Raw genomic sequence first — 25,642 nt, 5'->3', positions numbered from 1 at the left:
GCACCGTCACGAGCTACACTCGTCAGGGCCCGAAGGGCGACGCCGCTTGCGACCATTCATCGTCATCGCACGACCGTGACAGCGCCTTCCGCGCTCACCTGATTTCCGCCGCTCCGCTTTGCGCTTCGAAGCTGCTGCCACGCCGCGTCGAGCAGCGCCTCCACTTCGCGGCCGCGGCTGGCTACGACGCCGGCAGATAGCGAGATCCGGCCAAGCGGCGCGTCGCTCTCGCGTACCTTCAACTCGCGCGCGCCGATCGCCTCGCATGCGGCTGTAACCATCTCTCCTGCGGCGCGCAGATCCATGCCTTCGATGAGAAGTGCGAAGGTGCCACCATCCCACCGGCTGACGAGATGGCTGCGGCCGTAGTCGGCGAGCGCACGTGCTACGACCTTCAGCAGGCGGTCACCAACCCCCGGCGAGTGACCGTCATTGACCTGGCGCAGCCCATCGATGTCCACGAGCGCGACGCATGTCGGGCTTCTGAGATCGCCTGCTAGCCGTTCTTGGAAGGCCGTCCTGTTCGTCAGCCCTGTGAGAGGATCGTGCTTCCCCGCCGCTTGTAGCGCGGTCAGCTCGGCTCGTATCTGCCGCGCGCGGGCCGCAGCTTCAGCGAAACTCGCCTCTGCGCTTTCCGCGCGGCGCAGCATCGTGGCGAGCAGCGGCCCGGCGCTAGCGCCGGGCTCGTCAAGCAGCGCTGCTGAGGCGGTAACCAGCTCACGGCTGAGATCGGTCGTGACGGCCATCGCATCCCCGACGACGTCGATCACGCGCATGGTGATATGATCCAGCTCGGAGGCAAGCCCGGTCCGTACAGCTGGGCGAAGCTCTTGGACCTGCTCCTCGGTGAGCCGGACACCGCCGTCGATCGCGCCGTTCACTCGCTCTCGAAGCTGCTCATTGTCGCCGTTCAGGTACTCGTGGCCGAAGGCATAATGGTCAGGGGTGTGGGCGAGACGATGCCGATCAAGGAAGACGAGAACGTCGGCTCCGCCCTGCGGTCGCTTGCGTCGATCTACCATCATCACCCTCCGTCGTGATGCCCGGTCCCTCCCCTCCCTGTGCGGGTAAGCTAGCGATTACAGATCTATGTTGCGATCCTTCATCGCCTCCGCGGCGAGGTCACCGATCGGACCGGTGCCACCGACCATCTCGAAAACGGCCGCGACGTCGTGCTCATTCAGTTTCGACAGTATCAGCCGGATCGCACTGGCGCTCGCGTCGTCGGGGACGATCGTTGTCTCAGCGCCCGTCATCAGTATGGTCCCCCCGTTTTCTCAGGGAGTACGAATAGCATGAACGTTGGTGAGCTGGCCAAGGGCGTCGCGGCTGCGACGGGCACGAGCGAGGCGGACGCGAAGAAGACGATCACTGCGGTGTTCGATCAGATCGCGGCTGCGGCTGCGAAGGGCGAGGAGGTCTCGATCAATGGCTTTGGCAAGTTCACCGTCAAGGATCGGCCGGAGCGTGAGGGCCGCAACCCGGCGACCGGCGAGACGATGACGATCGCGGCGTCGAAGAAGGTCGCCTTCACGGCTGCCAAGGGCTTGAAGGACAAGCTCTGATGCATGGGCGCCGGCGAGGCAGCTCGCCGGCGCCGACAGGAGGCGCGGATGTGTAATCGGTATCGGCTCACGGCCAAGCAGGCCGAGGTGATGGCGACGTTCGGCATTCGGCCACCCTACGAGCCAGACGAGACGTTCCCCGTCGGCGACATCTTCCCGACGGGCAAGAAGACGCCCTTCTATGGCGCTGTCATCGTGAAGGACGGCGACGATCGCCGGCTCGAGCGCATGGAGTGGGGCGTACCGACGCAGTTGCCCAGCAAGCGCGATCCATCAGTCAAGCTGACGAAGTACGTGACCAACGTACGCAATCTCAGCTCGAGCTTCTGGCGATCCATCCTGACCACGCCGGCGCGTCGCTGCTTGGTGCCTGTTACGTCATTCTCGGAATACGGGATCGCTCCCGGTGAGGATGGCAAAAAGCCGCTGCACTGGTTCGACGTACCGAGCCGCCCCATCTTCGCCTTCGCCGGTATCTGGCGCCCCACTGAGCGCGGTAACGCTTACGGCTTTCTGACTACGGAGCCGAACGCGATTGTGGTGCCGATCCATCCTAAAGCGATGCCAGTTATCCTTCATGACGATGACTATGAGCGTTGGCTCACAGCCTCTTGGGACGAGCTCGGCGGCGTGGTCGCTCCTTACCCATCGCAGCTGATGAGAGTTTTAGCGGACGGATCTGTCTGAGACGGAAATGCGCCCCTCGCCGTGGCCACGACCCATACCCCAACATTCAGGCCACCACACTCGCTCCGCAATGCCGTCGTGCAGCGTCGGGCAAATTAGCCCCGGGCGCGGAGCGAGAGTGGTCTGTGGAAGGAGGAGGCTATTCGTTATTCGCCGCCAGGCCAGCCGAGCTGCTGACCGATTTGCTGGCAGATCGCCGCCAGCTCCTCAACGGCAGCGTGGTCGACGGTTCTGACAGCGTCGGAGACTAGCATCGTTGCAACCAGCACGGGCGTTCCCTGCAGGTTGAAGATCGGGAAGGCGAATCCTTCCAGGCCAGGCATCACTGTTCCGCTTGCATGAGCCCGTCCTTCGTCGCGGATCAGCCCGCACATACGATCGAGATCGACGCGCTTCATCGGCGTGCGACGAAGTTCGGCGGAGAGAACAGGATCCGTGAGCGCCTCGGGGGCGAATGCCAGGAAGACGCGGCCAGTTGCCGAATGAAGCAGCGACAGGATCGAGCCGACTGTCAGCGACGTCGTGATGGCAGGTTGGCCGGCATACCACCGCACGATCGTCGGGCCGGAGGGCCCGAGCGCCGCAACCTGAACGGTCGCGCCGGTTCTCGCCACGAAACTGCCGATCAGCGTGTCAACCAGGCGGAAGGCATCTGTCCTCGCCAACGCGGACAGACCCAGTTTCAGGGCCGCCGGACCGAGATCGTAGCGGCCGGTCTCGGCGTCCTGCTGCGCCATCTCACTGGCGATCAGGCTCTGAAGATAGCGGTGCACCTGCGGAGCGGCCATGCCAGCAGCCTGCGCGATTGCGCTGAGCGTCGACGGACCACCAAGCGCATTCATGACCTTCAGGACCTGCAATCCGATTTCAACCGACTGGATGCCGCGACGACGTTGGCCGGAAGGTGCTTCTGATATCTCACTCATGGCGCGGTAGTACGCGGGCAAGACGACACTTGCAGCCCCGCCTCAATGAAGTTTCAGCCGCGGGCGCACGATGCGGTTGACGTGGCCAACCGCGATCATCGCTGCGCCCCTCAGCCACCCGTGAATGGCGATCAGATGCATTCGGTATAGCGATAGATAGATCACACGCGCCAGCCGCCCCTCGACCGCCATGCGACCGCCGACGAGGTTGCCCATCAGCGTTCCCACAGTCGAGAAGCGACTTAGCGACACCAGTGAACCGTGATCCTTGTAGGTGAAGGCGCGCGCCACGCGGCCTGCCATCAGGCGGTTGAGATTGTCGAAACATGTATCGGCCATCTGATGCGCGGCCTGCGCCCGCGGCGGCACGGGGCGTTCCTGCCCCGGCAAGAGGCAGAAGGCGCAATCACCGATTGCGAAGATGCGGTCGTCGCTCGCGCTCTGCAGGGTAGGCAGCACCACGACCTGCCCGGTCCGTGATGTCTCTAGCCCGTCCAGGCCGTCGCGCACTGGGGTAGCCTTGACCCCCGCCGCCCAGACCTGAAGGTCTGCCGGGATCAGCTCACCAGCCTTGGTCACCATGCCTTCGCGCGTAGAAGCCGTGATCGGCGTCGCGGTACGCACCGACACTCCCAGCGCCGTCAGTTCGCCTGCTGCCGCGGCTGCGAGTCGCTCCGGCAAGGCGGGCAGGATGCGCGGCCCCGCCTCGACGAGCGTCACATCGAGCCGCGACCGATCGAACGTTTCAAGGCCGTAATAGCCAAGCGCGTCCGCCGCGTTGAACAGCTGGGCCGCGAGCTCCACGCCGGTCGCTCCGCCTCCAACTAGCGTCACGCGGACGCGTGCGTCGCTGGCGGGATCGACCGACATGGTGCGCGATACGCGCAGGCACTGGTTTAGTAGCTGGTCACGGAAGCGATCGGCCTGCGCGCGGCTGTCAAGCACGAAGCAGTTTTCCGCCACGCCCGGGGTGCCGAAGTCGTTCGTCACCGAACCGAAGGCCAACACCAGATAGTCGTAGCGGATCGAATGAGGCGCCACGACCTCGCGCCCGTGTTCGTCGAGCACCGCGGCGAGCCGTACCTGCCGCGCGGCACGGTCGATCCCCGCCAGCTTGCCGAAGAAGTACCGGTACCCCCAGCGGTGGCAGTGGCTGCGATAGCCCACTTCATCCATGTTCGCGTCGAGCGACCCGGTCGCGACCTCGTGAAGCAGCGGCTTCCAGATGTGCGTCCGGTTGCGATCGACCAGGATTATGTCGTGGTGCTTGCGGCCATATCGCCGGCCGAGCTTGGCCGCGAGCTCGAGTCCGGCCGCGCCCCCACCGACGATGACGATCTGAGTTTTCGGTGACGTCATCGCATCCACTCCCGTGCCGCGGCGACCTTCATGCCTTCGGAGACGCCGGGGCGATGCGCAGGATCGGCTTGATCGTCACGCCCTTTTCGCTGTCCTCGACCGCCTGGTTGATGTCGGCGAAGTCGTAGAAGCGCACCAGCTTGTCGAACGGAAAACGGCCTTGCTTGTACAGGTCGATCATCACCGGGATGAAAGTCTTGGCAACGACATCGCCCTGCACGATGCCGATGATGCGGCGCCCGGGGATCATCACGTCGTTGACGTTGAAGGCTACTTCGGTCCCCTCTTTCGTCGCGCCCACGATGCCGCACGTGCCGAAAATGCCGAGGCAGTCGATCGCCTGACGTAGGACTTCGGCGCGACCGCTGCACTCCAGCGTGAAGTCCGCGCCTTTTTCAGTGATGCGCCGCACCTCGGCGACAGCGTCCTGCTCGCGGCTGTTGATCACGTGCGTGGCGCCCAGCGTCATCGCGAGCTTCAGTCGTTCCGGATTGACGTCGGCGGCGATGATCGTCGTCGCCCCGGCGACGCGGGCGGCCATGATCGCAGAGAGACCCACCGCACCGGCGCCGAACGCCACGAAGCTCGATCCCGGCTTAACCTTCAGCGCGTTCAGCACTGAACCTGCGCCGGTCTGTATTCCGCACCCGAGTGGCCCGAGCAACTCCAGGGGCACGTCCTCCGGCACGCGCACGACGTTGCGCTCACTTGCGAGGGCGTATTCGGCGAAAGCGGACTGGCCGAAGAAATGGTCGTGGACCGTTTCCCCTTGCGCATCCGTGGTCGCAGCAGAGCCGTCGAGCCGACCACCACCGAAGTTCAGTGGCCCCATGTTCTCGCAATGCGCCGGATGGCCTTCCTCGCACGTGTCGCACAACCCGCAGGACATATAGGTCATCACGACGTGATCGCCCGGCGAGACGGTGGTCACATCTGCGCCGACTGCCTCGACGATACCCGCGCCCTCATGGCCCAGCACCATCGGCAGAGGCGCCGAGAAGTCCTGGTTTCGGACGACCATGTCAGTGTGACACACGCCCGTCGCAACCAGCCGGACGAGCACCTCCGTGGGGCGCGGGGCTCCCAAGGTCACTTCTTCCAGCACGAACGGCGCGCCCTTCTCGCGCACCACCGCCGCCTTCATCCGGATGCCGTCGCTCGCTGTCGCCATCTTCATATCCGTCGCTCCGCTTGATGTCGAAGCTCGATCTAGGACCAAACTCATAGTTACGCAATGAGGAAGGCGTTTGACATTGCATAACTGAAAGCCTAGCTGCCTCCTTGTCGATGCGAGCAGTCAACGCCCGGTCGGCGTCAGATTGGAGATCATCATGGACGTTCGTCTCGTCATCGATAACGAGCACCTCGACTCGCGCACTGGTAAGGTTTTCGAACGGCTGAACCCCGTGTCCGGCAGGGTCGTGACACGCGCGGCGGCGGGCGGATTGGACGATGCCCGGCGCTCGGCGGATTCGGCCCAAGCGGCGTTCAAGAGCTGGTCACAGAGTGGCCCCAGCGAGCGTCGTCGTATCCTGCTCGCAGCTGCCGATCGACTGGAAGCGAAGAAGGACGCTTTCGTCGAGGTGATGGCGGCCGAAGTCGGCGCCTCCGCGCTGTGGAGCGTCTTCAACGTAATGGGTTCAGGCGCACTTCTGCGCGAAGCGGCCGCGCTGGTGACGCAAATCCAGGGTGAGACGATCCCCACCGACAAGCCGGGCACGCTGTCGATGACGCTGCGCCAACCGGTAGGCGTGGTGCTGAGCATCGTGCCGTGGAATGGCCCGATCCTGCTCGCCGCGCGAGCGATCGCCTATCCAATTGCATGCGGGAATACGGTAGTCTTCCGCGGCTCGGAGGCGAGCCCGCGTACGCACGCGCTTATCGCAGAGGCCTTCTACGAAGCCGGGCTGCCGGCCGGTGTGCTGAATTTCTTCGTCAACGCGCCTGACGATGCCCCCGAGGTGATCGATGCCCTGATCTCGCATCCCGCTGTACGACGTGTGAATTTTACCGGCTCGACGCGCGTGGGGCGGATCATCGCCGAGAAATGCGCAACGCATCTCAAGCGATGCCTGCTCGAACTAGGTGGCAAGGCGCCGTTCGTGGTTCTCGACGATGCCGATATCGATGGCGCGGTGAACGCTGCTGCCTTCGGTGCCTTCCTGTACCAGGGGCAGATCTGCATGTCGACGGAGCGCTTCGTCGTGGATGCGGCTATCGCCGATGCGTTCACGGAGAAGTTCGTCGCTAAGGTGGCGACGCTGTCGGCGGGCGATCCGGTCAACGATCCCTCCTGCGTGATCGGGCCGCTGGTTGATGATCGTTCGGGTGCACGCATCAACGGCCTGATCGACGATGCCCTGGCGAAGGGCGCCAAACTCGCGATCGGCGGCAAAGCCGAGGGCGCCGTGATGCCGGCCACGATCGTCGATCATGTGAAGTCAGGCATGGCGATCTACGACGAAGAGACGTTCGGCCCGATCACGACGATCGTTCGGGTGAATGGCGTTGACGAGGCGATCCAGGTCGCGAATGACACCGAATACGGCCTGTCTTCCGCTGTCTTCGGTCGGGACGTCACCCGCGCGCTCGACGTCGCCCGTCGTATCGAGGCCGGTTGCGTCCACATCAACGGCGCGACGGTGCAGAACGAGGCACAGGCGCCGTACGGCGGCATGAAGAAGAGCGGCTATGGCCGTTTCGATGGGCGAGCCGTGATCGACGAGTTCACGGAGCTGAAGTGGGTGACGATCGAGCCTGCCGACCAGCCCTATCCACTCTGACACGGCACGCGCTTCTCCCATGACTCGTTCCCCAGACCCGGCTGTCGCGCACCTTCCGCGCGCGGCAGCCGGGATCCTTCTTGTTCTGGTGGCCGGATGCGCCGCCGTACCGAAGTTAGGACCGGCGCCAGTACCCGCCTCGCCCGGCAGTCTCGCCTCGGGGAAGAGCCTTGCCGCAGCCGTCGCGGAATGGCCGCATGAGGATTGGTGGAAGCGCTACGGCGATACGCAACTCGACGGGTTGATCGCCGAGGCACTCGCCCGCGCGCCGACGCTCGAGGCGGCCGCGGCGCGCGTTCGTGCCGCAGAAGCCGCGGTCGGCACTGCGCGCGCCGCGGACCTGCCGCAGCTTTCGGTCGCCGGCTCCTTTGCGGAGACCAAGGCGAGTTACTACAACGGCGTCTCCTACGCCGCCGTGCCGAAAGGCGTGAACGACGCAGCCTCGCTGCGCGCCACGCTGGACTGGAACCTTGACTTCTTCGGCCGAAATCGCGCCGCGATCGCCGCCGCTGTGTCCCAGGCCGATGCCGCACGCGCAGAGGAAGCGCAGACACGGCTGGTACTCTCCACCGGAGTGGCGGCGGCCTATGCTGACCTGCTCGGCCAGATGCGTGACCTGGATCTCGCCCGAGACACGCTTGCAGTCCGCGAACGAACCGCCGATCTGGTCGAGCGTCGCCGAACCGGCGGCCTGGAGACACTCGCGTCCTCCGCGCAGGCGACGAGCGCGCTCGAAAGTGCCAAGCAGGCCCTGGCGGCGCAGGAAGAGATGGGACAGCTCACCCGCCTCCGCATTGCGGCGCTGCTCGGTACGGGTCCCGATCGGGCGCTCGCGATCACGCGTCCGACCGATCCGCAGCTTGCCGCTTTCGGCCTACCGGCAAATTTGCCGGCCGATCTCGTCGGGCGCCGCCCTGACGTGCGTGCCGCACGATTGCGGGTGGAGGCACGCGCCGCGCAGATCCGCCAAGCGCGCGCCGGCTTCTACCCAAGTATCAACCTGTCGGCGTTTCTGGGACCGCAGGTCCTCGGCCTTGGCCAGTTCTTCAACGATGCGTCGCTGGCGGGAGGCGCCGGCCCGGCGATCAGCCTCCCGATCTTCCGAGGCGGTGCGCTGTCGGCGCAATATCGCGGTACGCGCGCGTCCTATGACGAAGCCGTTGCGAGCTACGACGACACGCTCGTACACGCACTGAGCGACGTGGCGCAGGCGGCAACCAGCCAGCGCGCACTCGCGCGGCAGCTCGCTCACGCCAACGCTGCCCGCGACGCCGCGGAGATCGCCTATCGCGCCGCCAGGGATCGCTACCGCGGCGGCCTGTCCAATTACATCGCGGTGCTGACGGCCGAGAATACGCTGATCGCGTCACGCCGCGCCGTGACTCAGCTCGAGACGCGCGCCTTCGCCCTGGATGTGGCGCTGGTGCGCGCGCTCGGCGGCGGCGCTTGAGAAACCAAGGAGACGACATGGCTACGGCCCCTGCCGACGTGCAGCGCGAGCACCGTTGGGAACGCATCATCCCGTGGATCATCCTTGCGCTGGTCCTGCTCGTTTCGGTCGTTGCGGCGACCCGCTGGGATAGCTGGACCGCCAACAGGTCCGTCCAGACCACCGACTATGCCAGCATCCAGTCCGACGTGGCGGTGATCGACGCGAAAATCTCCGGCTATGTCCGGCAGGTTGCGTTCAGCGACTTCCAGCAGGTGCGTGCGGGTGAACTCCTCGTCCAGCTCGACGATCGCGAGCAGCGCGCGGGCGTGCTGCACGCGGAGGCGGCGCTGGCACGCGCCAGGGCGGTGCTCGCCAACCTGGACAACGAGATCCCCGCCGCGCAGGCGACCATCGCGCAGGCGCAGGCGGCGGCAGCGACCAACGCAAGCAAGCTGCGCCTCGCTGGCGAGGACGATCGCCGCTTCTCCGCCCTGGCCGATACCGGTGCGGTTACCGGACAGGAGGCAGACAGCGCACGCGCCAACTTCGCCGCCGTTCAAGCCACGCAGCAGGGCAGCCTTGCGGCTGTCGAGCTGCAACGCCGCCAGCTCGACGTGCTCCGGGGCCAGCGCGCGCAACGCGAAGCGGACGTCCTCGCTGCACAGGCTGCCCTCGAGACCGCGCGCATCGCCCTGTCGTACACGCGCATCGTCGCGCCGGCAGATGGCGCGGTCGGGGGCCGCATGGTTCAGCCGGGCAGCCTGGTGAACCCGGGCGCGGCGGTGGTCAATTTCGTGCCGCGCTCCCCCCCATACGTGGTCGCGAACTATAAGGAGACGCAGCTCGCCCGTGTTCGTCCCGGGCAGATCGTGACGATCGAAGTCGACAGCTTTCCCGGCGAAGCCGTTCGGGGCCGCGTGTCTCGCCTTGCGCCGGCAAGCGGCGCGACCTTCACGACTCTGCCGGCCGACAACGCGACCGGAAATTTTACTAAGGTCACTCAGCGCGTGCCCGTGCGGATCGATCTCGACGCAGGCCAGCCGCTCGTCGCTCGGCTGCGGGCGGGCCTGTCGGTGACGACGCACATCGATACCGAGCGCGGCGCCTGATGGCGCATGCCGCCGGCTTGTTGCGGAATGCGCTACGTGGGACGATCTCGGCGCGGCCGATCGGCGCGGTCGTGGCGGTCCTGCTTGGGGCGGTCATGACGAGCGCGTTCACCCGGTCCTTCGCGGTCGCGCTCGGCGATCTGCGCGGCACCTTCGGGCTCAGCGTGGATGAGGGGGCCTGGCTGAACACCGTCTTCAACGCGCCGCAGCTGCTGATCGCGCCGGCCATCCCGCTTGCGGTAGTGACGTTCGGCTCCCGGCGAGTGCTGCTGATCTCGGGCATGGGCTTCGCCATCACTTCTGCCTTGACCCCGCTCGCGGTCGGCACGCCGATGCTGTTCTTGCTTCATGGCCTTGATGGGCTGCTGCTCGGCTGCTTCATCCCAGCGACGCTCGCCACTGTGTTCGCCAACCTTCATCCGCGATGGTGGCTGATCGCGCTAGGCGTCTATACGGTTCGCCTGACGCTGGCGCTGCACCTAGGCGTGCCGTTGACCGGCTTCTATGTCGAGGGCGGCTGGTGGCCCGCAATCTACTGGCAGGCCTCCGCCAGCGCCGTCGTGCTCGTGCTGTTGATCCTGTTCAGCCTGCCCGAGCGTCCGGTGAACGTCGACCTCTGGCGCCGCACCAACAAGGGCGAGATCGCATTGTTCTGCGTCGGGCTAACGCTGATCTACGTCGCGCTCGATCATGGCAATCGGCTCGACTGGCTGCAGTCCGGTACCGTCGTCGTCCCGCTGATCAGCGGCATCATGCTGGTCGTCGCGGCGATCGCATGGCAGCATGTCTCGCCGTTGCCGTTCGCACATCCGCGCGCACTGGCACGCCGGAACATCGCCATACCTCTGGCGATCGTCACCTTGTACGGCATCATGAGCGTCGCAACCGCGCTCCTGATACCCAACTTCCTCGGGACCATGGCACAGCTCAAGCCGGAACAGACCGCGCATGCGCTCTGGTGGGTCAGCGCGGTGCAGTTGCTGGCGGTACCGCTGTGCATCTGGCTGCTGCGCCGCACCGACCCGCGCGTGCCGGTGGTGCTCGGGCTGCTCGCCATCCTGCTCGGTTGCTGGCTTGGCAGCCGCATCACGCATGTGTGGCGAGCGGAAGACTTCACGCCGGCGACGATTGCGCTCGGCCTGGGCAACGGCATGGTCTTTCTGGCGCTCGTCGCGATGACCATCGCCAACGCGCATCGGGACGAGATCGTCGCCATGGTCGCGTACATCCAGATCCCACGCGTCCTCGGTCCCGAGCTGGCCGGCGCAGTGATCGCCACGTTGCTTCGCAAGCGAGAGGCGATCCACTCGGCGCTTCTCGGCGGGTATCTCGACGCGCCGCGACTGGCGGCGCTCGATGTGTCGCCCGGGGGCATCGCAGCCATCGTCCGCCGCGAAGCAAACGTGCTCGCTTTTGCCGATGCCTATCGTTTCTGCTTCGGCATCGCGCTGCTGTGCCTCGCGCTGACAGCGCTCCTGCGTTCCACTCCACCCAATCCCGTGACGGCCCGCCACGCGCCGCCGCCATCGAGCTGAACGGGACGCGAGATGACAGACCCACAGGCTGGTGACGCGACGACCTTTTTCGCTCCCCCGCACCCCGGTACGCTGCTTCGATCGACCTTCCGCGCGATGGCGGATGCGGCTGAGCACCGGCTTCAGAGCGCCGGAATCAACCTCTCGCAATGGCTCGCCTTGAAGCTGATCGCGCAGCGACAGAGAGTCTGCGTCCGCGACATCAGCGACGAACTGGAGATGGATCCAGGCGCCGTTACCCGGCTGCTCGACCGGCTTGAACAGCGCGACCTTGTCCAGCGCAGCCGCAGCACGATCGACCGCCGCGTCGTCGACGTCGCGATCACACCGGGCGGAACGAAGCTGGTATGCGACGCGGAGGAAACGTTGTCAGCGCTTTGGGCGGAAGCGTTCGCCGGCTGGACAGAGACGGATCGCACGAATCTGGCGCAGCTCCTCGGACGTTTGAACGAAGCATTCCGCCCGTCCTGATCGATCGAACGACTGGCAGGGCCTCTGCGAAAACGCATAGCAGGAAACTGGAAACGGCGTATTTCTAAAGCGGTTCGCAGCGCGCATATCCTCGTCATCGCAACGAGGTGTTCTCATGCTACCTGCCCTCTTCGTCTCCCACGGCGCACCCACCTTCGCCCTAAGCGACGCGCCGGCTCGCTCCTTTCTGGAGCAGTTGGCCAGCTCGCTGGAGCGGCCGCGCGCCATCCTCGTCGTTTCCGCGCATTGGGAAACAGAGGCGCCCCATCTGTCGGTGGATGCGGTGAATCCGACGATCCACGACTTTCACGGTTTCCCCGCTGAACTGTATGCGATCCGTTACCCGGCGCCGGGCAGCGCCTCGCTGGCGGACGATGTCGCGGCGCTGCTCGAGGGCGGCGGCCTTGATGTCGTGCGGGAGAGCGGTCGCGGGCTCGATCATGGCGCCTGGGTCCCGCTGCGCCTGATCTATCCTGCGGCCGACATCCCCGTGGTACAATTGTCGGTGCAGCCGCGGCTCGGTCCGGATTACCATTATCGCCTGGGTCAGCTTCTCGCGCCGCTGCGCCGGAGCGGTGTCCTGATCATCGGATCGGGTAGCTTCACGCACGACCTGTCCAGCTTCCGCCAGTATTACAATGCTCTCCACGCGCCAGCACCCGAATGGGTCGACCAGTTCGCCGACTGGATGGACGACCGGATCGAAGCGGGTCGCACCGAGGATCTGCTCGCCTACCGCCAGCTCGCCCCGCATGCAGCGCGCAATCACCCGACCGAAGAGCATCTTCTGCCGCTTTACGTGGCGCTGGGCGCCGGCGGCAGCGGCGAGGCGCATCATCTGCATCGCAGCACCACCCATGCGATCCTGCGGATGGATGCCTATTCCTTCGGCGACGCGGCATGAGCCGCCCGATCATCGTCGCGCTGCATGGCGTCGGATCCTCGGCGCGCGATCTTGCGGCAGCGCTGGCGCCGCTGGCGCCGATTGCAGAAGTCGTCGCACTCGACGGTTGTGAGCCGTTCGATCGCGGCCCGAGTGGCCGGCAGTGGTTCTCGATCGCGAGCGTCACGGAGGCCGACCGGCCGCGGCGGGTCGCGGGTGCCCTGCCCCGGCTGATCAATCGGCTGGACCGGCTGGCGGCAGATCGCGGCGTCGATCGACACGCGCTGACCCTTCTCGGGTTCAGCCAGGGCGCGATCATGACGCTGGCGATGGTCGCGCAGCGGCTGCATCATGGGCGTGCGATCGCGGTGGCCGGCCGGCTGGCTGCCCCCATTCTCCCGATGGAGGGTCGACCGGCGTCGGTGCTGCTCGTCCACGATCGAGACGATCCGATCATGCCGATCTCGCTGTCGCAGGATGCCGCTGCCCGTCTCGCGTCGGCGGGTGATCATGTCGCGCTGCGCGCGACTGACGAGGTCGGCCATGCCATCTCCGGTCCAACCCTGTCGGCGATCCGTGACTGGCTCGTCGCCACGCCCGCACCGCTGCTCCAATCCACTCTGATCGAAGGATGATTCTATGGCCACTACCTACCCCGGTCGCGAGTCGACGCGCTCCGTCGCGAGCCTTGCGCCGCAACTGCTTTCGGTTCTCCGCATCGTCGTCGCCCTGCTGTTTGTCACCCACGGCCTGGTGAAGCTGTTCGGCTTCCCCACCGGGGCACAACCCGGGATGGTGCCGCTGTTCAGCGTATTCGGGTTGGCGGGAGTCCTCGAACTGATCGGCGGCGCGGCGGTCCTCCTCGGCGTCTTCACCCGCCCGATCTCGTTCATCCTTTCCGGCGAGATGGCCGTTGCCTATTTCATGGCGCACGCGCCGCAGGGTGCCTTCCCGGTGCTGAACGGCGGAGAGCTGGCCATTCTCTACTGCTTTGCCTTCCTGTATTTCGCCGCGGCCGGCTCGGGCCCCTGGAGCCTGGACGCGCGGCGTCGCGGCTGATGCTCGACTGGGACGATCTCAAGACCTTTCTCGCGATCGCCCGGCACGGCACTCTGTCGGCCGCGGCGCGCGCCCTGAAGGTCAGCCAGACGACCATGGGCCGCCGGCTCGACCATCTTCATGGTCGGGCCGGCGTCGTGCTGCTCGAACGCACGCCGACCGGATATCGCCTGACGCCCGCCGGCGCCGCGATCCTTGGCGACGTCGAGCACATGGACGGCGCGGCGCTTGCCGCGGAGCGGACGCTGACCGGCGGAGACCAGCGCCTGGCTGGGCTGGTTCGCGTAACGACGGTGGACGCGCTTGCCGCTCACGTCCTGACGCCCGGTCTAGCCGCGCTGAATGCCGATCATCCCGGGATCGTCGTCGAACTACTCACCGACAACCGCTCGCTGAGCCTCGCGCGGCGAGAGGCGGACGTGGCGGTCCGGCTCGGCCGGTTCGAAGCGCACGAGACGATCGTGCGCAAGGCGGGTGAGATGGCGTTCGGGGTCTTCGCCTCGGCCGATTACCTCCGCCGCTACGGATCGCCCGACTGGAGCGCCGGTGCGCCCGGCCATCGCATCGTGCGGGTACAGGACGATCTTCTCGCCACGCCCGACGGTCGCTGGTTCGCCGAGCGCACCGGCAAGGCCGAACCTGCACTCCTGGCCAACAGCCGCGCGGTCCAGCTGAGCGGCGTCGCCGCTGGCCTGGGGCTGGGGCATCTTCCCTGCTACCTCGCCGAGACGTGCCCGGACCTGATGCGGATCGAAGCGGGCGAAGCGGTGCGGCGGGAGATCTGGATGGGCGTTCACCGCGACACCCGGCACGCGCCGCGCATCGTCGCCGTCCAGCAAGCGGTGGTTGCCGCACTGGAAGCCAAGCGCGACGCCTTGCTCGGGACGACGTCGTCCCACACCTGATCTAGCGGTTCCCGATCTATCGCCGCGCCCTCAATCCAGCCGTCCCGCTCCGGCTTCTACGATCAGCCGGTCGACGACGTGGCGTACGCGCGGACTGAGGTGGGCGCGGCGCGGCCAGACGGCATGCACCTCGACCGGAACCGTCGATACATCGGTCAGCACAGCCTCGAGTGACGTGTCCGCCAACCGCGATCGCACCATCGAGCGTGGCACCTGGCACAGGCCAAGGCCAGCTGCTGCCGCTTCGACCATCGCTTCGCCGTCGCTGATCTGGTGAGTCGCTGGCGGCAGAAAGCGTCGCACCTGGCCCTCCTCCCGGACAACCCAGGCAAGCGGTGGACCCTTGGGCGAGCCAACCACACAATCATGGTCGCGCACGGCGGCGACCGTCGTCGGGCGGCCCCTGCGATCGAGATAGCGCGGCGCAGCGCAGATCACACGATCCTGATTGACCAGATGGCGGGCGACGAGATGACTGCTGTCCTTCAGCTCGCCGAAGCGGATAGCAAGATCGACATCTTCCTGCAGCAGATCGCTGGTTGCGTCGGTGAAGGTGAGGGCGAGCTCTATACCTGGATGCTGGTGCACGATGTCCGTCAGGATCGGCAGCAGGGTGTGCCGACCGAACGCCACCGGCATATCGATCCGCAGCCGGCCGCGGAGGATACGACCCGTGGACGACAGGGCGGCCTGAGCGGCGGCGATGTCGTCAATCGCGCCGGCGCATGCCGCGAGATACGCTTCTCCGTCCGCCGTCAGCCGGGTCAGTCGGGTCGTGCGATGAAACAGCTTGGTTCCAAGCCGTGCCTCCAGGCGGGCGATCGACTTGCCCACCGCCGACTTGGTGATCCCCAGCCGCTCGCCCGCAAGGGTGAAGCTGCCGACGCGCGCGGCGGTCACGAATACCGACACGCCCGCCAACGGATCATGCTCTGTCATGGTATCCTTTTGCTCTACCTAGAATTGCCCGTTCGGTACTTTATCGCGCTGGCGGCTACCGTAAATAGGGTGTCGCGACGCAGTCGCGCGATGTTGTTGGAGATACCTGTGCAGGACGAAATCTATTCGATCTATCACCTGACGATCGACCCCGCGAACTTCGACGCCTTCAAGTCGCTGGTTGACACGATCGTCGAGGCGACGTCGGAGGAAGAGGACACGACGACCTACGAATACGTCGTCAACGCCGACCGCACTGTGGTGCACATCGTGGAGCGGTACCGCACGAGCGGGCTGCTGCCGCACGTGCAGCAGACCTTCAGCCCCTTCGCCGAGCGCTTCCTGGCGCTGGCCAAGATCGATCGCCTGTTCGTCTACGGCGAGACCACCCCTGAAATTCGCGCCGTGCTCGACGGCTTCGGCGCCGAATATCTAACGCCGTTCGCCGGCTTCACGCGCTGAGCGCGACCATGCGGCGATCGCTTGCCCTCATCGGTGCCGTGTCGGCGATGCTCGGCACCGCAGCCACTGCCGAGCCTGCCGGGGAGCCATTCCGCTGGGGGGCGGCCTCGGCGGCCTATCAGGTGGAGGGAGCGATCAACGCAGACGGGAAGGGGCGGTCGGTCTGGGATCATTATCTCGACGACCTGAGCCTTGCCGGCCCCGGCATGTCCGGCGCGGTCGCAATCAACTTCTACGATCGGTCGCAGTATCTGAAGGATATTGCGCTGATGAAGGAGATGGGGCTGACGAGCTATCGTTTCTCCATCTCCTGGCCGCGCATCATCCCTGATGGCGTGGGTCCCGCCAACCCCGCCGCGATCGCACATTATCGCCAGTTCATCGCGGATCTGAAGGCAGCGGGCATAAAGCCGATGCTGACCCTCTATCATTGGGACATGCCATTGTCGCTCGCCCGCGCTGGTGGGTGGGACAATCGCCAGTCGATAGAGTGGTTCCGCCACTATGCCGACGTCGTGTTCGCGAACTTCCACGATCAGGTCGATCTCTACGTGCTGGTCAACGAGCCACTCGTCGAGCGTGCGATGAAGCGGCTGGCGGAGCGCCGCATCGCAGGCGGCGAGCCGACGTTCGCCATTGTCCCTTCCGCAAGCGATCTTCCCGGCGCACTGCGGACCTTCAATCACCTGCTGCTCGCATCGGCAGCAGCTAAAAAGAGCTTCGACTCGCGCGGCTACCAGGGCCGGCTAGGGCTGGCAGTTCCCCTATTTCCGACACTCACCGCAGAAGGCGCGAACGCCGACGATCGTGACGCCGCGGTGCTCGCGGATGGCGTGATGAACCGCTGGTTCCTCGATGCGATGTACAAGGGGCACTATCCCGCCGACGTGCTCGCGGCCGCAGCGGGGCTGGGCGGCGACCTCGACGTCCAGCCCGGCGACGCCGAAGCGATCGCCGCCGCGCGCTTCGACTATCTCGGCATTAATTTTTACTCGCCGCTCTTCATCCGCCGCCCGGCCGATGCGACCACGCGCTATGCGGCTGAGATGTTCCTGCCCGAAGGAACCTATGCCGCGTTCAACGGCGCCGTCCGGCCGGATCAGTTCAAGGTGCTGCTCGACCGCATCCGCACCGAGTACGGCAATCCGCCGGTCTTCATCACCGAGAATGGCGCAGGCTTCCCCGGCGAGGACAAATTGGTAGACGGCGAGGTCAACGACCGCGGCCGCTGCCGCTACCTGGTCGATCACATCGCCGCGATGAAGGCGGCCATGAAGGATGGCGCCGACGTGCGCGGCTATCACGTATGGTCGAGCCACGACAATCTGGAGTGGCTGTTCGGCTACGGCAGCCGGTTCGGCATGATCTACGTCGACTTCGACACGCAGGCGCGCACGCCGAAGCTGAGCGCCCGCGTTTACTCCGACATCATCAAGGGCAAGCACGTCACCGAAGCATCATGCGGTGGGTGACCCGATCCGCCCCGAAAACATGAGAAGCAACATATGACCAACACATCGACGGCCCTGATCATCGGCGCATCGCGCGGCATCGGCCTCGGCCTGGTGCGCGAATATCTATCGCGCGGTTGGCGCGTCATCGCTACCGAACGCACGCCGGGCTCATCCGCCGCGCTGGCCGCGCTCGCCGGGGATGGGCTTGCCATAGAGGCGCTCGACGTCACCGACGATGCGGGCATCGTTGCCCTCGCCGACCGCCTCGACGGCACTGTGCTGGACCTCGTCTATGTCAATGCCGGCGTGAGCGACGATCCCAGCGTGCCGATCGGCGAAGTCGCCGGTGAAGAGTTCGACCGGGTGATGCGTACGAACGCGCTCGCGCCCATGCGGGTGGTGGAGCAGCTGGACGACCATGTCGCTTCGGGGGGCACGATCGCGGTCGCCACGTCCGGACTCGGCAGCGTGTCTGTGGAGCCGGGCCCGAGCTACGAGTTGTACGGCGCGAGCAAGGCAGCGCTCAACCGGCTGATGCGCAGCTACGCCGTTCGTGCCGGCGGCGACCGGACGTTGCTTGTCGTCATGCCCGGCTGGGTGAAGACCGACATGGGCGGCGACGAGGCGCCGCTCGAGGTGGAGACCAGCGCGCGCGGCATCGCCGATGCGATCAAGGCGCGTGGGGGCACGCCGGGGCTTTCGTTCATCGACTATCAGAATGAGGTTCTGCCATGGTGACCCGTATTGCGGGTGCGATCGGCGCGACGCTCGGCGCTGCGATCATGACTCTTACGGCTACGCCCGCTGCGGCAGAGACCAGCACGCTGCGCTCGACTACGGGCAGCTGCGCGATGCTCGCGCGCCACGTCCTGCCGGGGGCACAGATCACGTCGGCGCGCGCCATCGCAGCCGGTGCCTTTGACGCGCCTCCGTCGCCGATCGCGCCCGATCTCGCCGCGCGTGTCGCGACGCTGCCGGCGTTCTGCCGCGTCGAAGCAATCGCCACGCCGACACCCGACAGCCGCATCGGTATCGAAATCTGGCTGCCTCTCGCCGGCTGGAACGGTCGCCTGCTCGGCACCGGGAATGGCGGCGGCGCAGGGCGGATCGCTTATGAGATGGGCATGGTCGAGGGGCTGAAGCGCGGCTTTGCGGTCGCCAACACCGACCTCGGCACGGCGCCCGACATCAACGCCACCGCAGCCCATCCCGAACGCTGGATCGACTTCGGTCATCGCGCGACGCACGAGATGACGCGCGTGGCCAAGTCGATGGTGGCCGCCTTCTACAAGACCTCCTCCTTCCGCTCGTACTTCGAGGGGTGCTCGACCGGCGGCCAGCAGGCGCTCGGCGCCGCGCAGCGTTACCCGAGCGACTATGACGGCGTGCTGGCCGGCGATCCGGGCAACAACCGCACCCATGTCGCCAGCTACTTCCTGTGGAACTATGCCTCGCTGAACGCATCCGCTGCCGCCAAGCTCTCGGCCGCACAATGGTCGCTGGTCAGCCGTTCGGTACTGGCGGCGTGCGCCGGCAAGGACGGCGGTGCGCCCGGTGATCGCTTTCTCACTGATCCACGCCGGTGCCGCTTCGACGTTGGCACCCTGCCTGTCTGCAAGACCGGCGCGGTTTCGGACACGTGCCTGACCGCACCGCAGCTCGCCACGCTGCGGCGACTGTATGCGGGGCCGGTCAACCCGCGCACCGGCGAACGCATCTACGCGGGCCTCACCCTCGGCAGCGAGGACCAGCCTCTGGGGCCTGTGATGCAGGGAGATCCCGCAACCTGGCCGGAACAGCAATTCTATCTCTTCCATTGGGCGCTCGGTGATGCGTTCGCACCCGCTTCGTTCGACTTCGATCGTGACCTCGACCGTGTCGATGCCCAGCTCGCCGGCACGTTGAACGCGAACGGCGTCAACTATTCGGACTTCGCGCGCGCGGGCGGCAAGATGATCATCTACACCGGTCTTGCGGATCCCGCCGTCCCCTTCGCGGAAGTGACGAACTATTATGACCGCCTGGTCGCAAGCGCGGGCGGCCGCGAGAACGCAGCCGCCTTTGCCCGGCTGTTCTTGGTGCCCGGCATGGGTCATTGCTTCGGCGGTCCCGGCGTGACCGACATCGGCCAGCCATTCACCTCGGGGGTGCCGCAGCAGGCCGAAAACGATGCGCTGATGACCCTTGTCGCCTGGACCGAGGGCGGCGACGCACCGTCCACGCTGATCGCCCGCCATCAGGGCGACGGTGGCCAGCCGGCGCAGGAGCGGCCGCTGTGCTCCTATCCCGCGCTGCCCGAATACCGCGGTGGGGACGCGAACCGCCGTACCAGCTTCACCTGCGCCGCGCACGCGACCGGACCCGCCGAGGCTCCGTCCGCGCGCTACCTGAACTGATCGTGGGAGACGGACCATGTCGGACGACATGCGCGTGGCGGTGGTTCGCGAACCTGGGGGACCAGAGGTCCTCCGTTTGGAGCGCCGGCCGATCCCGATGCCCGATGCGGATCAGGTCCTGATCCGGGTTGAAGCATTCGGGATCAACCGGTCCGAGATGTTCACCCGGCAGGGCCATTCGCCCGGCGTGGTCTTTCCGCGTGTCCTCGGGATCGAGGCGGTGGGCACCGTCACCGCAGCACCGGGTGGACAATTCATCCCGGGAGAGATGGTTGCGACGGTGATGGGCGGCATGGGTCGCGCCTTTGATGGCGGCTATGCGGACTATGTCTGTGTGCCCGCCGTACAGGTTCGTGGCTTCACCAGTGACCTGCCGTGGCACGTCCTGGGCGCTCTACCGGAAATGCTTCAGACCGCATGGGGCGCATTGTTCCGCGCGTTGCGCCTTCAGGAGGGCGAGCGCCTGCTGATCCGCGGCGGCACGACCTCGGTTGGGCTCGCCGCTGCCGCGATTGCCAAGGCGCACGGCGCCATAGTGGGCGCCACATCGCGCCACGCTGCAAGCGAGGAGATCGTTCGCGGCAACGGCGCCGACCAATTCTTCCTCGATACAGGTGAGATTGCCGCGACGGTGCGACAGCGCTGGCCCAATGGTGCGGACAAGGTGCTCGAGCTTGTCGGCACCAACACGCTTGCGGACTCGCTGGCTTCGACTTGCGCGCCCGGAGTGGTGTGCATGGCGGGCATGGTGGGCGACCGCTGGTCCCTGGCGGATTTCGCGCCGATGGACGTCATCCCCACCGCGGTATCGCTAACCACCGAGGCTGTGTGGAAACGGCTGTGCGCGTTGGTTGAGTCGACGCGCGCGGGGTTGGCCGTTCAGCCCTGCATTGCCGCGATGAGCCCTGGCACGCCGAGGAGGGCGATGGCGCGCTTGATGTTGTAAGCCAGGATGTGGAGGCTGGCCTCGGTCGCGACGTTCCCGAGCCTTCGTGTCTTGAAGTGGCTTCGGCCCATCCAGTCTTTCAGCGTGCCGAAAACGTGCTCCACCGTTCGTCGTCGCACGCGCATGGCATCGGGCCAGCGGTCGAGCCGGGCCTGCATGGCCTCGACCACCTTTTCATGCTCCCATCGCTTGATACGCCGCTCGATGCCGGCGGTGCAGTTCGCCTTTGCAGCGCAGCGGAAGCGACAGGCGGGCGTCGCATAGCCATGGAGCGTCAGCCCATGTTCCAGACTGGAGAAGCGCCTGGTCAGGGTTTCGCCGGCGGGGCAGCGATAGGTATCGGTATCGGGTTGGTAGACGAAATCCTGCTTGCCAAAGCGGCCCTCGGCCTTGGCGCCTGAGGTCAGTGGCTTGGGGCAGATCGCCACGACGCCGGCCTTCTCGCAGGCCAGCACCTCCGGGCCCGAGAAGTACCCGCGATCGGCCAGTACGGTGAGCGTATCGGCGCCGGTCGCGTCGCGCGCCTGCTGCCCCATGCTCGCCAGCGACGTGCGGTCGTGGCCAAGATTGATCACTTCGTGCGCCACGACGATGTGAGTGTCCGCGTCGACCGCTGCCTGGAGGTTGTAGCCGACAAGGCCTGTGCCACCTCCCGCCGATGCCATTGCGCGCGCGTCCGGGTCGGTCAGCGAGATCTGCCGGTCGGGCGCGGCCACGACTGCCTGCTCCATGGCTTCCAGGTCGCGCATCTGCCGGCGCAAGGCATCCAGCCGCGTCGTCAGCCGCGCGGTGCGCAACCCGGACGCCTCGCCCTCCTGCCGGTCGGCAGTGTCGAGCATGCCAAGATAGCGCTGGATGCTGGCATCGACCTGTTCCATCCGGCGCCGGATCGTGACAGGCGTGAAGTTCCGGTCGCGCGCATTCACCGCCCGCAGCCGACTGCCATCCACCGCCACCGTGCCGCCCGCGATGAGACCCAGGTTGCGGCAGACCAGGACAAAGCGCCGGCATGCCGCCTGTATCGCCGCACCATGATCGCGGCGGAAGTCGGCGATGGTCTTGAAGTCAGGCGCGAGCTTGCCTGTGAGCCACATGCATTCGACGTTGCGACCCGCCTCGCGCTCCAGCCGCCGGCTCGACTGCACCTGGTTGAGGTAACCGTAGACGTAGAGCTTGAGCATGGTCGCCGGATGATAACCCGGTCGCCCCGTCGCGGCTGCTGCGCCAAAGCCCAGCTCGCTCAAGTCCAACTCGTCCACGAACATGTCGACCACCCGAACCGGGCTGTCCGCGCCTACATAATCGTCGATGCAGTCCGGCAGCAGCAGCCTTTCCCGCCGGTCGCTCCCCTCGATGAAACGGCTCATCCCAGCACCTCCATCAGCGCCAGAACTCTACCACATCAGCACGTTTTCACACAGCCTCCACCTATTCCGGCGGCGTGGAGGATTTCCATGCGATGCCGTTCCAGGACCTCATCGACAAGGCGGCCGATGGATCGCTGCCGGTTCGCATCGGTCGAGTGTTCCCGCTCGATCGGATCATCGACGCGCACCGCCTGATGGAAAACAACGCCGCGGCCGGCAAGATCGTGGTGGTCACTGGGCAAACTGGAGATACCCACCAATGAGACGCCTCCTATTCTGGTCCGCGGTCGCACTCGCCGCGGCAGGCGTCACCGCGGCCCTCGCCCGAACAGGCGGACGCAGCGAGACCAAGATCCTGCTCCAGCGCACGGCGTCGTGGAACGACGTACCCTACATCGCCTATCCGCAAGGCCAGCCGCAGCTGACGACCGTGCGGATCACCATTCCGGCGCATTCATCCTTGCCCTGGCACACCCACGCGATGCCCAACGCGGCCTATATCTTGTCGGGCCATCTCACGGTCGAGGAGCGCGACACCGGGCGCAAGGCTACCTACCGCGCCGGCGAAGCCTTCGCGGAATCGGTCGGCAACGTCCATCGCGGCGTGACCGGCAACGAACCGGCCGTGGTGATCGTCACATACGCGGCGGTCCCGGGACAGAAGCTCTCCGTCCCGATCGACGGTGAAGAGGACGACTGACGTCGCCCCAGAAGCCGGACCGACAATCAAGGACGCCCGACCTGATGAACAAGCCACTCTCGATCGCCGTGGTCGTCGGAAGCCTTCGCGCAGATGGCATAAGTCACCGCGGGGCTCTCGCGCTGTCGCGGCTTGCGCCTGAAACGCTCGATTTGACTATCGTGCCGATCGGCGATCTGCCGTTGTACAACCCCGACCGCGAAGGTCAGGCCGATACCGCGCCCTGGGCAGCATTTCGCGATGCACTCAAGCCTGCTGACGGTGTCCTGTTCGTCACCCCCGAGTACAACCGCTCCGTACCTGCGCCGCTGAAGAACGCGATCGACGTCGGTTCGCGACCCTATGGGGCAAGCGCGTGGGCGGGGAAGCCGGCAGCCGTGGTCTCCGTATCTCCCGGCGGCCTGTCGGCATTCGGCGCCAATCACCATCTGCGCCAGAGCCTCGTGTTCCTTGACATGCCCGTGCTTCAGCAGCCGGAAGCGTACATCGGACATGCCGCGACGCTGTTCGGTGACGATGGCGCCGTATCGGCGCCGGACACGGAAGCGTTCCTGAGCACCTTCATGTCCCGCTTCGCCGACTGGGTTTCTCTCATCGCCTCGGTAAACAAGGAGCGTCGGCCTTGAACTTCCGGGTCCTGGCGTCGGTCGTCATTGCTGGTGCGCTCGCTTCGGCTGCGGCTGCCCGGCCCGGTGCAAACCGGACTGTGACACTGCGCCAGGGGACGTTCGCGGGTACGCCGGATGGCGACCTGCTTCGCTTCCTGGGTATGCCCTATGCTGCGGCGCCGACTGGCGCTCGACGCTGGTACCCTCCCGTGGCTGCACCCCGGCATCGCGGGATTCTTGCGGCGGACCAGTTCGGGCCGAGCTGCCCTCAGCAGCTCAGCGACGCACCGATGATGGCATGGACCATGGAATATCTTCCTCCTCCCGCGCTTGGCACGAACGAGAACTGCCTCATCGTCAACGTCTGGACTCCGGTTACCGAAGCGAAGGCGCGCACCGGCGCGCGGCTGCCGGTCCTGTTCTTCATTCACGGTGGCGGCTTCACCAGCGGCAGCTCCTCCGTGCCGATCTACGACGGCGCCAATCTGGCGCGCCGCGGCATGGTCGTGGTGACGATCAACTACCGGCTGGGCGAGCTTGGCTTCCTCGCGCATCGTGAGCTCAGCGCGGAGCAGAGCGGCGGGTCGGGCAATTACGGGCTGCAGGACCAGTTAGCGGCGCTTCGCTGGGTGAAGAGCAACGTCGCGGCGTTCGGCGGCGATCCGTCGAAGGTGACCCTCGCCGGCCAGTCCGCAGGCGCATGGTCGGTGATGGCATTGCTGGCCTCTCCGCAGGCGAAGGGATTGTTCCGCGCCGCCATTGCGCTCAGCACCCCCGATCTGGGTGACTATCGACCCCTCGCAGAGGGCGAGGAGCGTGGCACCAGCTTGTTCGCCAAGTGGAACGTCAGGACCCTGCAGCAGGCCCGCGCCCTGCCGGCGGCCCACCTCGACGGCGCAGCACCGTACGGGAACATCGTCACGGACGGAGCGGTCATTCCGCACGGGACGACGTCGCGCGCGATCGCCAGCGATGTACCGCTCATGATGGGCTACACGCTCAACGATCTTTTCGCACCAAGCCCGAAGGTGGATCCGGCTGGTTGGAGCGCGGACGTGCGGCGTCGCTATGGTGCGGATGCCGACACTTTCCTGCGCTTCTATCCCGGCGCCACCGTGACGGAGGCCCGTCATTCCGCCGCGCGGGAGGCGGGCGACCGCTTCGAATTCGGGCCGCTCCCTCGGTGGGTGGAAGAGCGCATCGCGCGCAGCCCGGTCTATGTCTATCGCTTCAGCCATGTCGAGCCGGGGCCAAATTCTTCACGATACGGCGCGTTCCACACCTCCGAGCTGCCTTACATGTTCGACACGCTCGACAAGGCCCCGGAACGCGGCTTCACCGCGGTCGTCCGGCACGTCGTTCTCCAGTTCGGCGGCGCGATCGAGAATTTCATCAAGCATGCCAACCCGAACGGTGCCGGCCTACCAAATTGGGCGCCGCTCACCCTCGACGGCAAGGAGCTGGTAGAGTTTGGCGATCAGGCGGTCTCCTCCCTATCTACCCTCCCGGCGCGGACGCTATCATCGGGCGCGGTAAGCCGCCTGCCCGTGATGGTGCGGGCGAAAGGGCCACAACGCCCGCTCCGCAATCCTGATCTTCCGGTCCGCTGCGCCGTCGTGCGATCGGAGGTCGCTTCAGTATCGATGCCGGACGCTCCGAGTGCCGCATCGAACGGACCGATGCGTCCGGATCTTAGGTGCCTATCCTGACGCTCGAGGATAGGTCATCGTATCATGACTCTCATGCAAGCTTCCTTGAAGAACGGGTTCAAAAGACCACGACGGAACGGATGCTCTCGCCGGAACGCCCGCACCAAGCTAAGCCGCCTATGAATCTATAGAGTACGACAATAGATCAATGCGAATAGAGGGAGGCGTGCTCGAGCCGGATCGGCATCAGCCGCACTCTCCTATCACGCGACAAGCCTAAGGCGCTTCCGCCTTGCTCGGCACGGGGCGTTATGCTGTACCGCGTGAGGATGGCGAGTTGGCGCGCGGCGCGCGATGTCCGCATCCACTGAGCCGTGAGCTTCCGCATCACTTCCGGATCAATGCGT

Annotated in this window: 26 protein-coding genes and 1 pseudogene; 20 read left to right on the top strand and 7 right to left on the bottom strand. The window is 66.1% G+C overall.

The genetic code is table 11. The features are described 5' to 3' along the window. Window positions 1–62 precede the first annotated feature (62 nt). Complete coding sequence (locus tag FHY02_RS19775) at window positions 63–1,022, bottom strand: GGDEF domain-containing protein (RefSeq protein ID WP_183925472.1); 960 nt, start codon at window positions 1,020–1,022, stop codon at window positions 63–65. A 57-nt stretch (window positions 1,023–1,079) separates the two neighbouring features. Beyond that, window positions 1,080–1,256 (bottom strand): hypothetical protein, encoded by a 177-nt coding sequence (locus FHY02_RS19770; RefSeq protein ID WP_183925470.1) that lies wholly within the window; start codon window positions 1,254–1,256, stop codon window positions 1,080–1,082. A 39-nt stretch (window positions 1,257–1,295) separates the two neighbouring features. Between FHY02_RS19770 and FHY02_RS19765 the strand changes: the two genes are divergently transcribed. Together FHY02_RS19765 and FHY02_RS19760 are read left to right on the top strand one after the other, a co-directional pair. After that, window positions 1,296–1,565 (top strand): HU family DNA-binding protein, encoded by a 270-nt coding sequence (locus FHY02_RS19765; protein ID WP_183925468.1) that lies wholly within the window; start codon window positions 1,296–1,298, stop codon window positions 1,563–1,565. 48 nt (window positions 1,566–1,613) lie between these two features. After that, window positions 1,614–2,252 (top strand): SOS response-associated peptidase, encoded by a 639-nt coding sequence (locus tag FHY02_RS19760; protein WP_183925466.1) that lies wholly within the window; start codon window positions 1,614–1,616, stop codon window positions 2,250–2,252. Between the two features lie 146 nt (window positions 2,253–2,398). Here FHY02_RS19760 and FHY02_RS19755 read toward each other — a convergent pair whose 3' ends face one another. Genes FHY02_RS19755 through FHY02_RS19745 form a run of 3 tightly spaced genes read right to left on the bottom strand, consistent with a single transcriptional unit; the run spans window position 2,399 to window position 5,714 of the window. Then, on the bottom strand, window positions 2,399–3,178 hold the full coding sequence (locus tag FHY02_RS19755; protein ID WP_183925464.1) for an IclR family transcriptional regulator: 780 nt from the start codon (window positions 3,176–3,178) through the stop codon (window positions 2,399–2,401). Between the two features lie 42 nt (window positions 3,179–3,220). Continuing rightward, on the bottom strand, window positions 3,221–4,537 hold the full coding sequence (locus FHY02_RS19750; protein ID WP_183925563.1) for an NAD(P)/FAD-dependent oxidoreductase: 1,317 nt from the start codon (window positions 4,535–4,537) through the stop codon (window positions 3,221–3,223). Between the two features lie 28 nt (window positions 4,538–4,565). Beyond that, a complete protein-coding gene (locus tag FHY02_RS19745) occupies window positions 4,566–5,714 on the bottom strand; it encodes an NAD(P)-dependent alcohol dehydrogenase (protein ID WP_311731889.1) in 1,149 nt (382 codons plus the stop codon). Between the two features lie 154 nt (window positions 5,715–5,868). On the opposite strand from FHY02_RS19745, the gene FHY02_RS19740 reads away from it, so the two are divergent. From FHY02_RS19740 to FHY02_RS19700, 9 genes are all read left to right on the top strand, one after another. Continuing rightward, window positions 5,869–7,320 (top strand): aldehyde dehydrogenase, encoded by a 1,452-nt coding sequence (locus FHY02_RS19740; protein WP_183925462.1) that lies wholly within the window; start codon window positions 5,869–5,871, stop codon window positions 7,318–7,320. Between the two features lie 19 nt (window positions 7,321–7,339). Continuing rightward, window positions 7,340–8,770, top strand: a complete 1,431-nt coding sequence (locus FHY02_RS19735) for an efflux transporter outer membrane subunit (RefSeq protein ID WP_183925460.1) — start codon at window positions 7,340–7,342, stop codon at window positions 8,768–8,770. Window positions 8,771–8,787: 17 nt separating this feature from the next. Beyond that, a complete protein-coding gene (locus FHY02_RS19730; protein ID WP_132910703.1) occupies window positions 8,788–9,861 on the top strand; it encodes an HlyD family secretion protein in 1,074 nt (357 codons plus the stop codon). Continuing rightward, window positions 9,861–11,396 (top strand): MFS transporter, encoded by a 1,536-nt coding sequence (locus FHY02_RS19725; RefSeq protein WP_183925458.1) that lies wholly within the window; start codon window positions 9,861–9,863, stop codon window positions 11,394–11,396. Before FHY02_RS19730 ends, FHY02_RS19725 begins: the two co-directional genes overlap by 1 nt. A 12-nt stretch (window positions 11,397–11,408) precedes the next feature. Next, window positions 11,409–11,867 (top strand): MarR family winged helix-turn-helix transcriptional regulator, encoded by a 459-nt coding sequence (locus FHY02_RS19720; RefSeq protein WP_132910701.1) that lies wholly within the window; start codon window positions 11,409–11,411, stop codon window positions 11,865–11,867. A 115-nt stretch (window positions 11,868–11,982) separates the two neighbouring features. After that, a complete protein-coding gene (locus FHY02_RS19715; RefSeq protein WP_183925456.1) occupies window positions 11,983–12,771 on the top strand; it encodes a class III extradiol ring-cleavage dioxygenase in 789 nt (262 codons plus the stop codon). Beyond that, window positions 12,768–13,385 carry an alpha/beta hydrolase gene (locus FHY02_RS19710; RefSeq protein WP_183925454.1) on the top strand — a complete coding sequence of 206 codons (618 nt, stop codon included), beginning with the start codon at window positions 12,768–12,770 and terminating at the stop codon, window positions 13,383–13,385. Before FHY02_RS19715 ends, FHY02_RS19710 begins: the two co-directional genes overlap by 4 nt. 4 nt (window positions 13,386–13,389) lie before the next feature. Then, window positions 13,390–13,809 (top strand): DoxX family protein, encoded by a 420-nt coding sequence (locus FHY02_RS19705; RefSeq protein ID WP_183925452.1) that lies wholly within the window; start codon window positions 13,390–13,392, stop codon window positions 13,807–13,809. Then, on the top strand, window positions 13,809–14,714 hold the full coding sequence (locus FHY02_RS19700; protein ID WP_132910697.1) for a LysR family transcriptional regulator: 906 nt from the start codon (window positions 13,809–13,811) through the stop codon (window positions 14,712–14,714). The genes FHY02_RS19705 and FHY02_RS19700 overlap by 1 nt, the downstream gene beginning before the upstream one ends. A gap of 30 nt (window positions 14,715–14,744) precedes the next feature. On the opposite strand, the gene FHY02_RS19695 is transcribed toward FHY02_RS19700, so the two are convergent. Further along, window positions 14,745–15,653, bottom strand: a complete 909-nt coding sequence (locus FHY02_RS19695; protein WP_132910696.1) for a LysR substrate-binding domain-containing protein — start codon at window positions 15,651–15,653, stop codon at window positions 14,745–14,747. A 108-nt stretch (window positions 15,654–15,761) separates the two neighbouring features. Between FHY02_RS19695 and FHY02_RS19690 the strand changes: the two genes are divergently transcribed. From FHY02_RS19690 to FHY02_RS19670, 5 genes are all read left to right on the top strand, one after another. After that, window positions 15,762–16,115 carry a putative quinol monooxygenase gene (locus tag FHY02_RS19690; RefSeq protein WP_221198744.1) on the top strand — a complete coding sequence of 118 codons (354 nt, stop codon included), beginning with the start codon at window positions 15,762–15,764 and terminating at the stop codon, window positions 16,113–16,115. 8 nt (window positions 16,116–16,123) lie between these two features. Continuing rightward, window positions 16,124–17,587, top strand: a complete 1,464-nt coding sequence (locus FHY02_RS19685; protein WP_221198743.1) for a glycoside hydrolase family 1 protein — start codon at window positions 16,124–16,126, stop codon at window positions 17,585–17,587. A 33-nt stretch (window positions 17,588–17,620) separates the two neighbouring features. After that, window positions 17,621–18,307: an SDR family NAD(P)-dependent oxidoreductase gene (locus tag FHY02_RS19680; RefSeq protein ID WP_183925450.1), complete on the top strand. Its 687-nt coding sequence runs from the start codon at window positions 17,621–17,623 to the stop codon at window positions 18,305–18,307. A gap of 113 nt (window positions 18,308–18,420) precedes the next feature. Next, on the top strand, window positions 18,421–19,965 hold the full coding sequence (locus tag FHY02_RS19675) for a tannase/feruloyl esterase family alpha/beta hydrolase (protein ID WP_183925448.1): 1,545 nt from the start codon (window positions 18,421–18,423) through the stop codon (window positions 19,963–19,965). A 16-nt stretch (window positions 19,966–19,981) separates the two neighbouring features. Beyond that, complete coding sequence (locus FHY02_RS19670; RefSeq protein ID WP_221198742.1) at window positions 19,982–20,911, top strand: zinc-binding dehydrogenase; 930 nt, start codon at window positions 19,982–19,984, stop codon at window positions 20,909–20,911. On the opposite strand, the gene FHY02_RS19665 is transcribed toward FHY02_RS19670, so the two are convergent. Next, window positions 20,845–22,278: an IS1182 family transposase gene (locus FHY02_RS19665; RefSeq protein WP_183925446.1), complete on the bottom strand. Its 1,434-nt coding sequence runs from the start codon at window positions 22,276–22,278 to the stop codon at window positions 20,845–20,847. The two genes, FHY02_RS19670 and FHY02_RS19665, sit on opposite strands and share 67 nt — an antisense overlap. Before the next feature lie 53 nt (window positions 22,279–22,331). Here FHY02_RS19665 and FHY02_RS19660 point away from each other — a divergent pair. From FHY02_RS19660 to FHY02_RS19645, 4 genes and pseudogenes are all read left to right on the top strand, one after another. Beyond that, window positions 22,332–22,541, top strand: a pseudogene (locus FHY02_RS19660) (zinc-binding dehydrogenase); the annotation flags it as partial. Then, a complete protein-coding gene (locus FHY02_RS19655; protein ID WP_183925444.1) occupies window positions 22,538–22,978 on the top strand; it encodes a cupin domain-containing protein in 441 nt (146 codons plus the stop codon). The pseudogene FHY02_RS19660 and the gene FHY02_RS19655, both read left to right, overlap by 4 nt. A 44-nt stretch (window positions 22,979–23,022) precedes the next feature. After that, window positions 23,023–23,604, top strand: coding sequence for an NADPH-dependent FMN reductase (locus FHY02_RS19650; protein ID WP_183925442.1), 582 nt, complete (start codon window positions 23,023–23,025; stop codon window positions 23,602–23,604). After that, window positions 23,601–25,295, top strand: coding sequence for a carboxylesterase/lipase family protein (locus FHY02_RS19645; protein ID WP_183925439.1), 1,695 nt, complete (start codon window positions 23,601–23,603; stop codon window positions 25,293–25,295). The genes FHY02_RS19650 and FHY02_RS19645 overlap by 4 nt, the downstream gene beginning before the upstream one ends. The last annotated feature ends 347 nt before the right edge of the window (window positions 25,296–25,642 follow it).

The organism is Sphingomonas sp. BK069, from assembly GCF_014193405.1.
Taxonomy (GTDB): Bacteria; Pseudomonadota; Alphaproteobacteria; order Sphingomonadales; family Sphingomonadaceae; genus Sphingomonas.
Note: the sequence above shows the minus strand (reverse complement) of the source record. Positions and strands in the feature narration are given on the sequence as shown.

Excerpts from the sequence above, each read along its gene's own strand:
- FHY02_RS19775 (WP_183925472.1), bottom strand. The coding sequence starts at position 1,022 with ATGGTAGATCGACGCAAGCGACCGCAGGGCGGAGCCGACGTTCTCGTC.
- FHY02_RS19770 (WP_183925470.1), bottom strand. The coding sequence starts at position 1,256 with ATGACGGGCGCTGAGACAACGATCGTCCCCGACGACGCGAGCGCCAGT.
- FHY02_RS19765 (WP_183925468.1), top strand. The coding sequence starts at position 1,296 with ATGAACGTTGGTGAGCTGGCCAAGGGCGTCGCGGCTGCGACGGGCACG.
- FHY02_RS19760 (WP_183925466.1), top strand. The coding sequence starts at position 1,614 with ATGTGTAATCGGTATCGGCTCACGGCCAAGCAGGCCGAGGTGATGGCG.
- FHY02_RS19755 (WP_183925464.1), bottom strand. The coding sequence starts at position 3,178 with ATGAGTGAGATATCAGAAGCACCTTCCGGCCAACGTCGTCGCGGCATC.
- FHY02_RS19750 (WP_183925563.1), bottom strand. The coding sequence starts at position 4,537 with ATGACGTCACCGAAAACTCAGATCGTCATCGTCGGTGGGGGCGCGGCC.
- FHY02_RS19745 (WP_311731889.1), bottom strand. The coding sequence starts at position 5,714 with ATGAAGATGGCGACAGCGAGCGACGGCATCCGGATGAAGGCGGCGGTG.
- FHY02_RS19740 (WP_183925462.1), top strand. The coding sequence starts at position 5,869 with ATGGACGTTCGTCTCGTCATCGATAACGAGCACCTCGACTCGCGCACT.
- FHY02_RS19735 (WP_183925460.1), top strand. The coding sequence starts at position 7,340 with ATGACTCGTTCCCCAGACCCGGCTGTCGCGCACCTTCCGCGCGCGGCA.
- FHY02_RS19730 (WP_132910703.1), top strand. The coding sequence starts at position 8,788 with ATGGCTACGGCCCCTGCCGACGTGCAGCGCGAGCACCGTTGGGAACGC.
- FHY02_RS19725 (WP_183925458.1), top strand. The coding sequence starts at position 9,861 with ATGGCGCATGCCGCCGGCTTGTTGCGGAATGCGCTACGTGGGACGATC.
- FHY02_RS19720 (WP_132910701.1), top strand. The coding sequence starts at position 11,409 with ATGACAGACCCACAGGCTGGTGACGCGACGACCTTTTTCGCTCCCCCG.
- FHY02_RS19715 (WP_183925456.1), top strand. The coding sequence starts at position 11,983 with ATGCTACCTGCCCTCTTCGTCTCCCACGGCGCACCCACCTTCGCCCTA.
- FHY02_RS19710 (WP_183925454.1), top strand. The coding sequence starts at position 12,768 with ATGAGCCGCCCGATCATCGTCGCGCTGCATGGCGTCGGATCCTCGGCG.
- FHY02_RS19705 (WP_183925452.1), top strand. The coding sequence starts at position 13,390 with ATGGCCACTACCTACCCCGGTCGCGAGTCGACGCGCTCCGTCGCGAGC.
- FHY02_RS19700 (WP_132910697.1), top strand. The coding sequence starts at position 13,809 with ATGCTCGACTGGGACGATCTCAAGACCTTTCTCGCGATCGCCCGGCAC.
- FHY02_RS19695 (WP_132910696.1), bottom strand. The coding sequence starts at position 15,653 with ATGACAGAGCATGATCCGTTGGCGGGCGTGTCGGTATTCGTGACCGCC.
- FHY02_RS19685 (WP_221198743.1), top strand. The coding sequence starts at position 16,124 with ATGCGGCGATCGCTTGCCCTCATCGGTGCCGTGTCGGCGATGCTCGGC.
- FHY02_RS19680 (WP_183925450.1), top strand. The coding sequence starts at position 17,621 with ATGACCAACACATCGACGGCCCTGATCATCGGCGCATCGCGCGGCATC.
- FHY02_RS19675 (WP_183925448.1), top strand. The coding sequence starts at position 18,421 with ATGCTCGCGCGCCACGTCCTGCCGGGGGCACAGATCACGTCGGCGCGC.
- FHY02_RS19670 (WP_221198742.1), top strand. The coding sequence starts at position 19,982 with ATGTCGGACGACATGCGCGTGGCGGTGGTTCGCGAACCTGGGGGACCA.
- FHY02_RS19665 (WP_183925446.1), bottom strand. The coding sequence starts at position 22,278 with ATGAGCCGTTTCATCGAGGGGAGCGACCGGCGGGAAAGGCTGCTGCTG.
- FHY02_RS19655 (WP_183925444.1), top strand. The coding sequence starts at position 22,538 with ATGAGACGCCTCCTATTCTGGTCCGCGGTCGCACTCGCCGCGGCAGGC.
- FHY02_RS19650 (WP_183925442.1), top strand. The coding sequence starts at position 23,023 with ATGAACAAGCCACTCTCGATCGCCGTGGTCGTCGGAAGCCTTCGCGCA.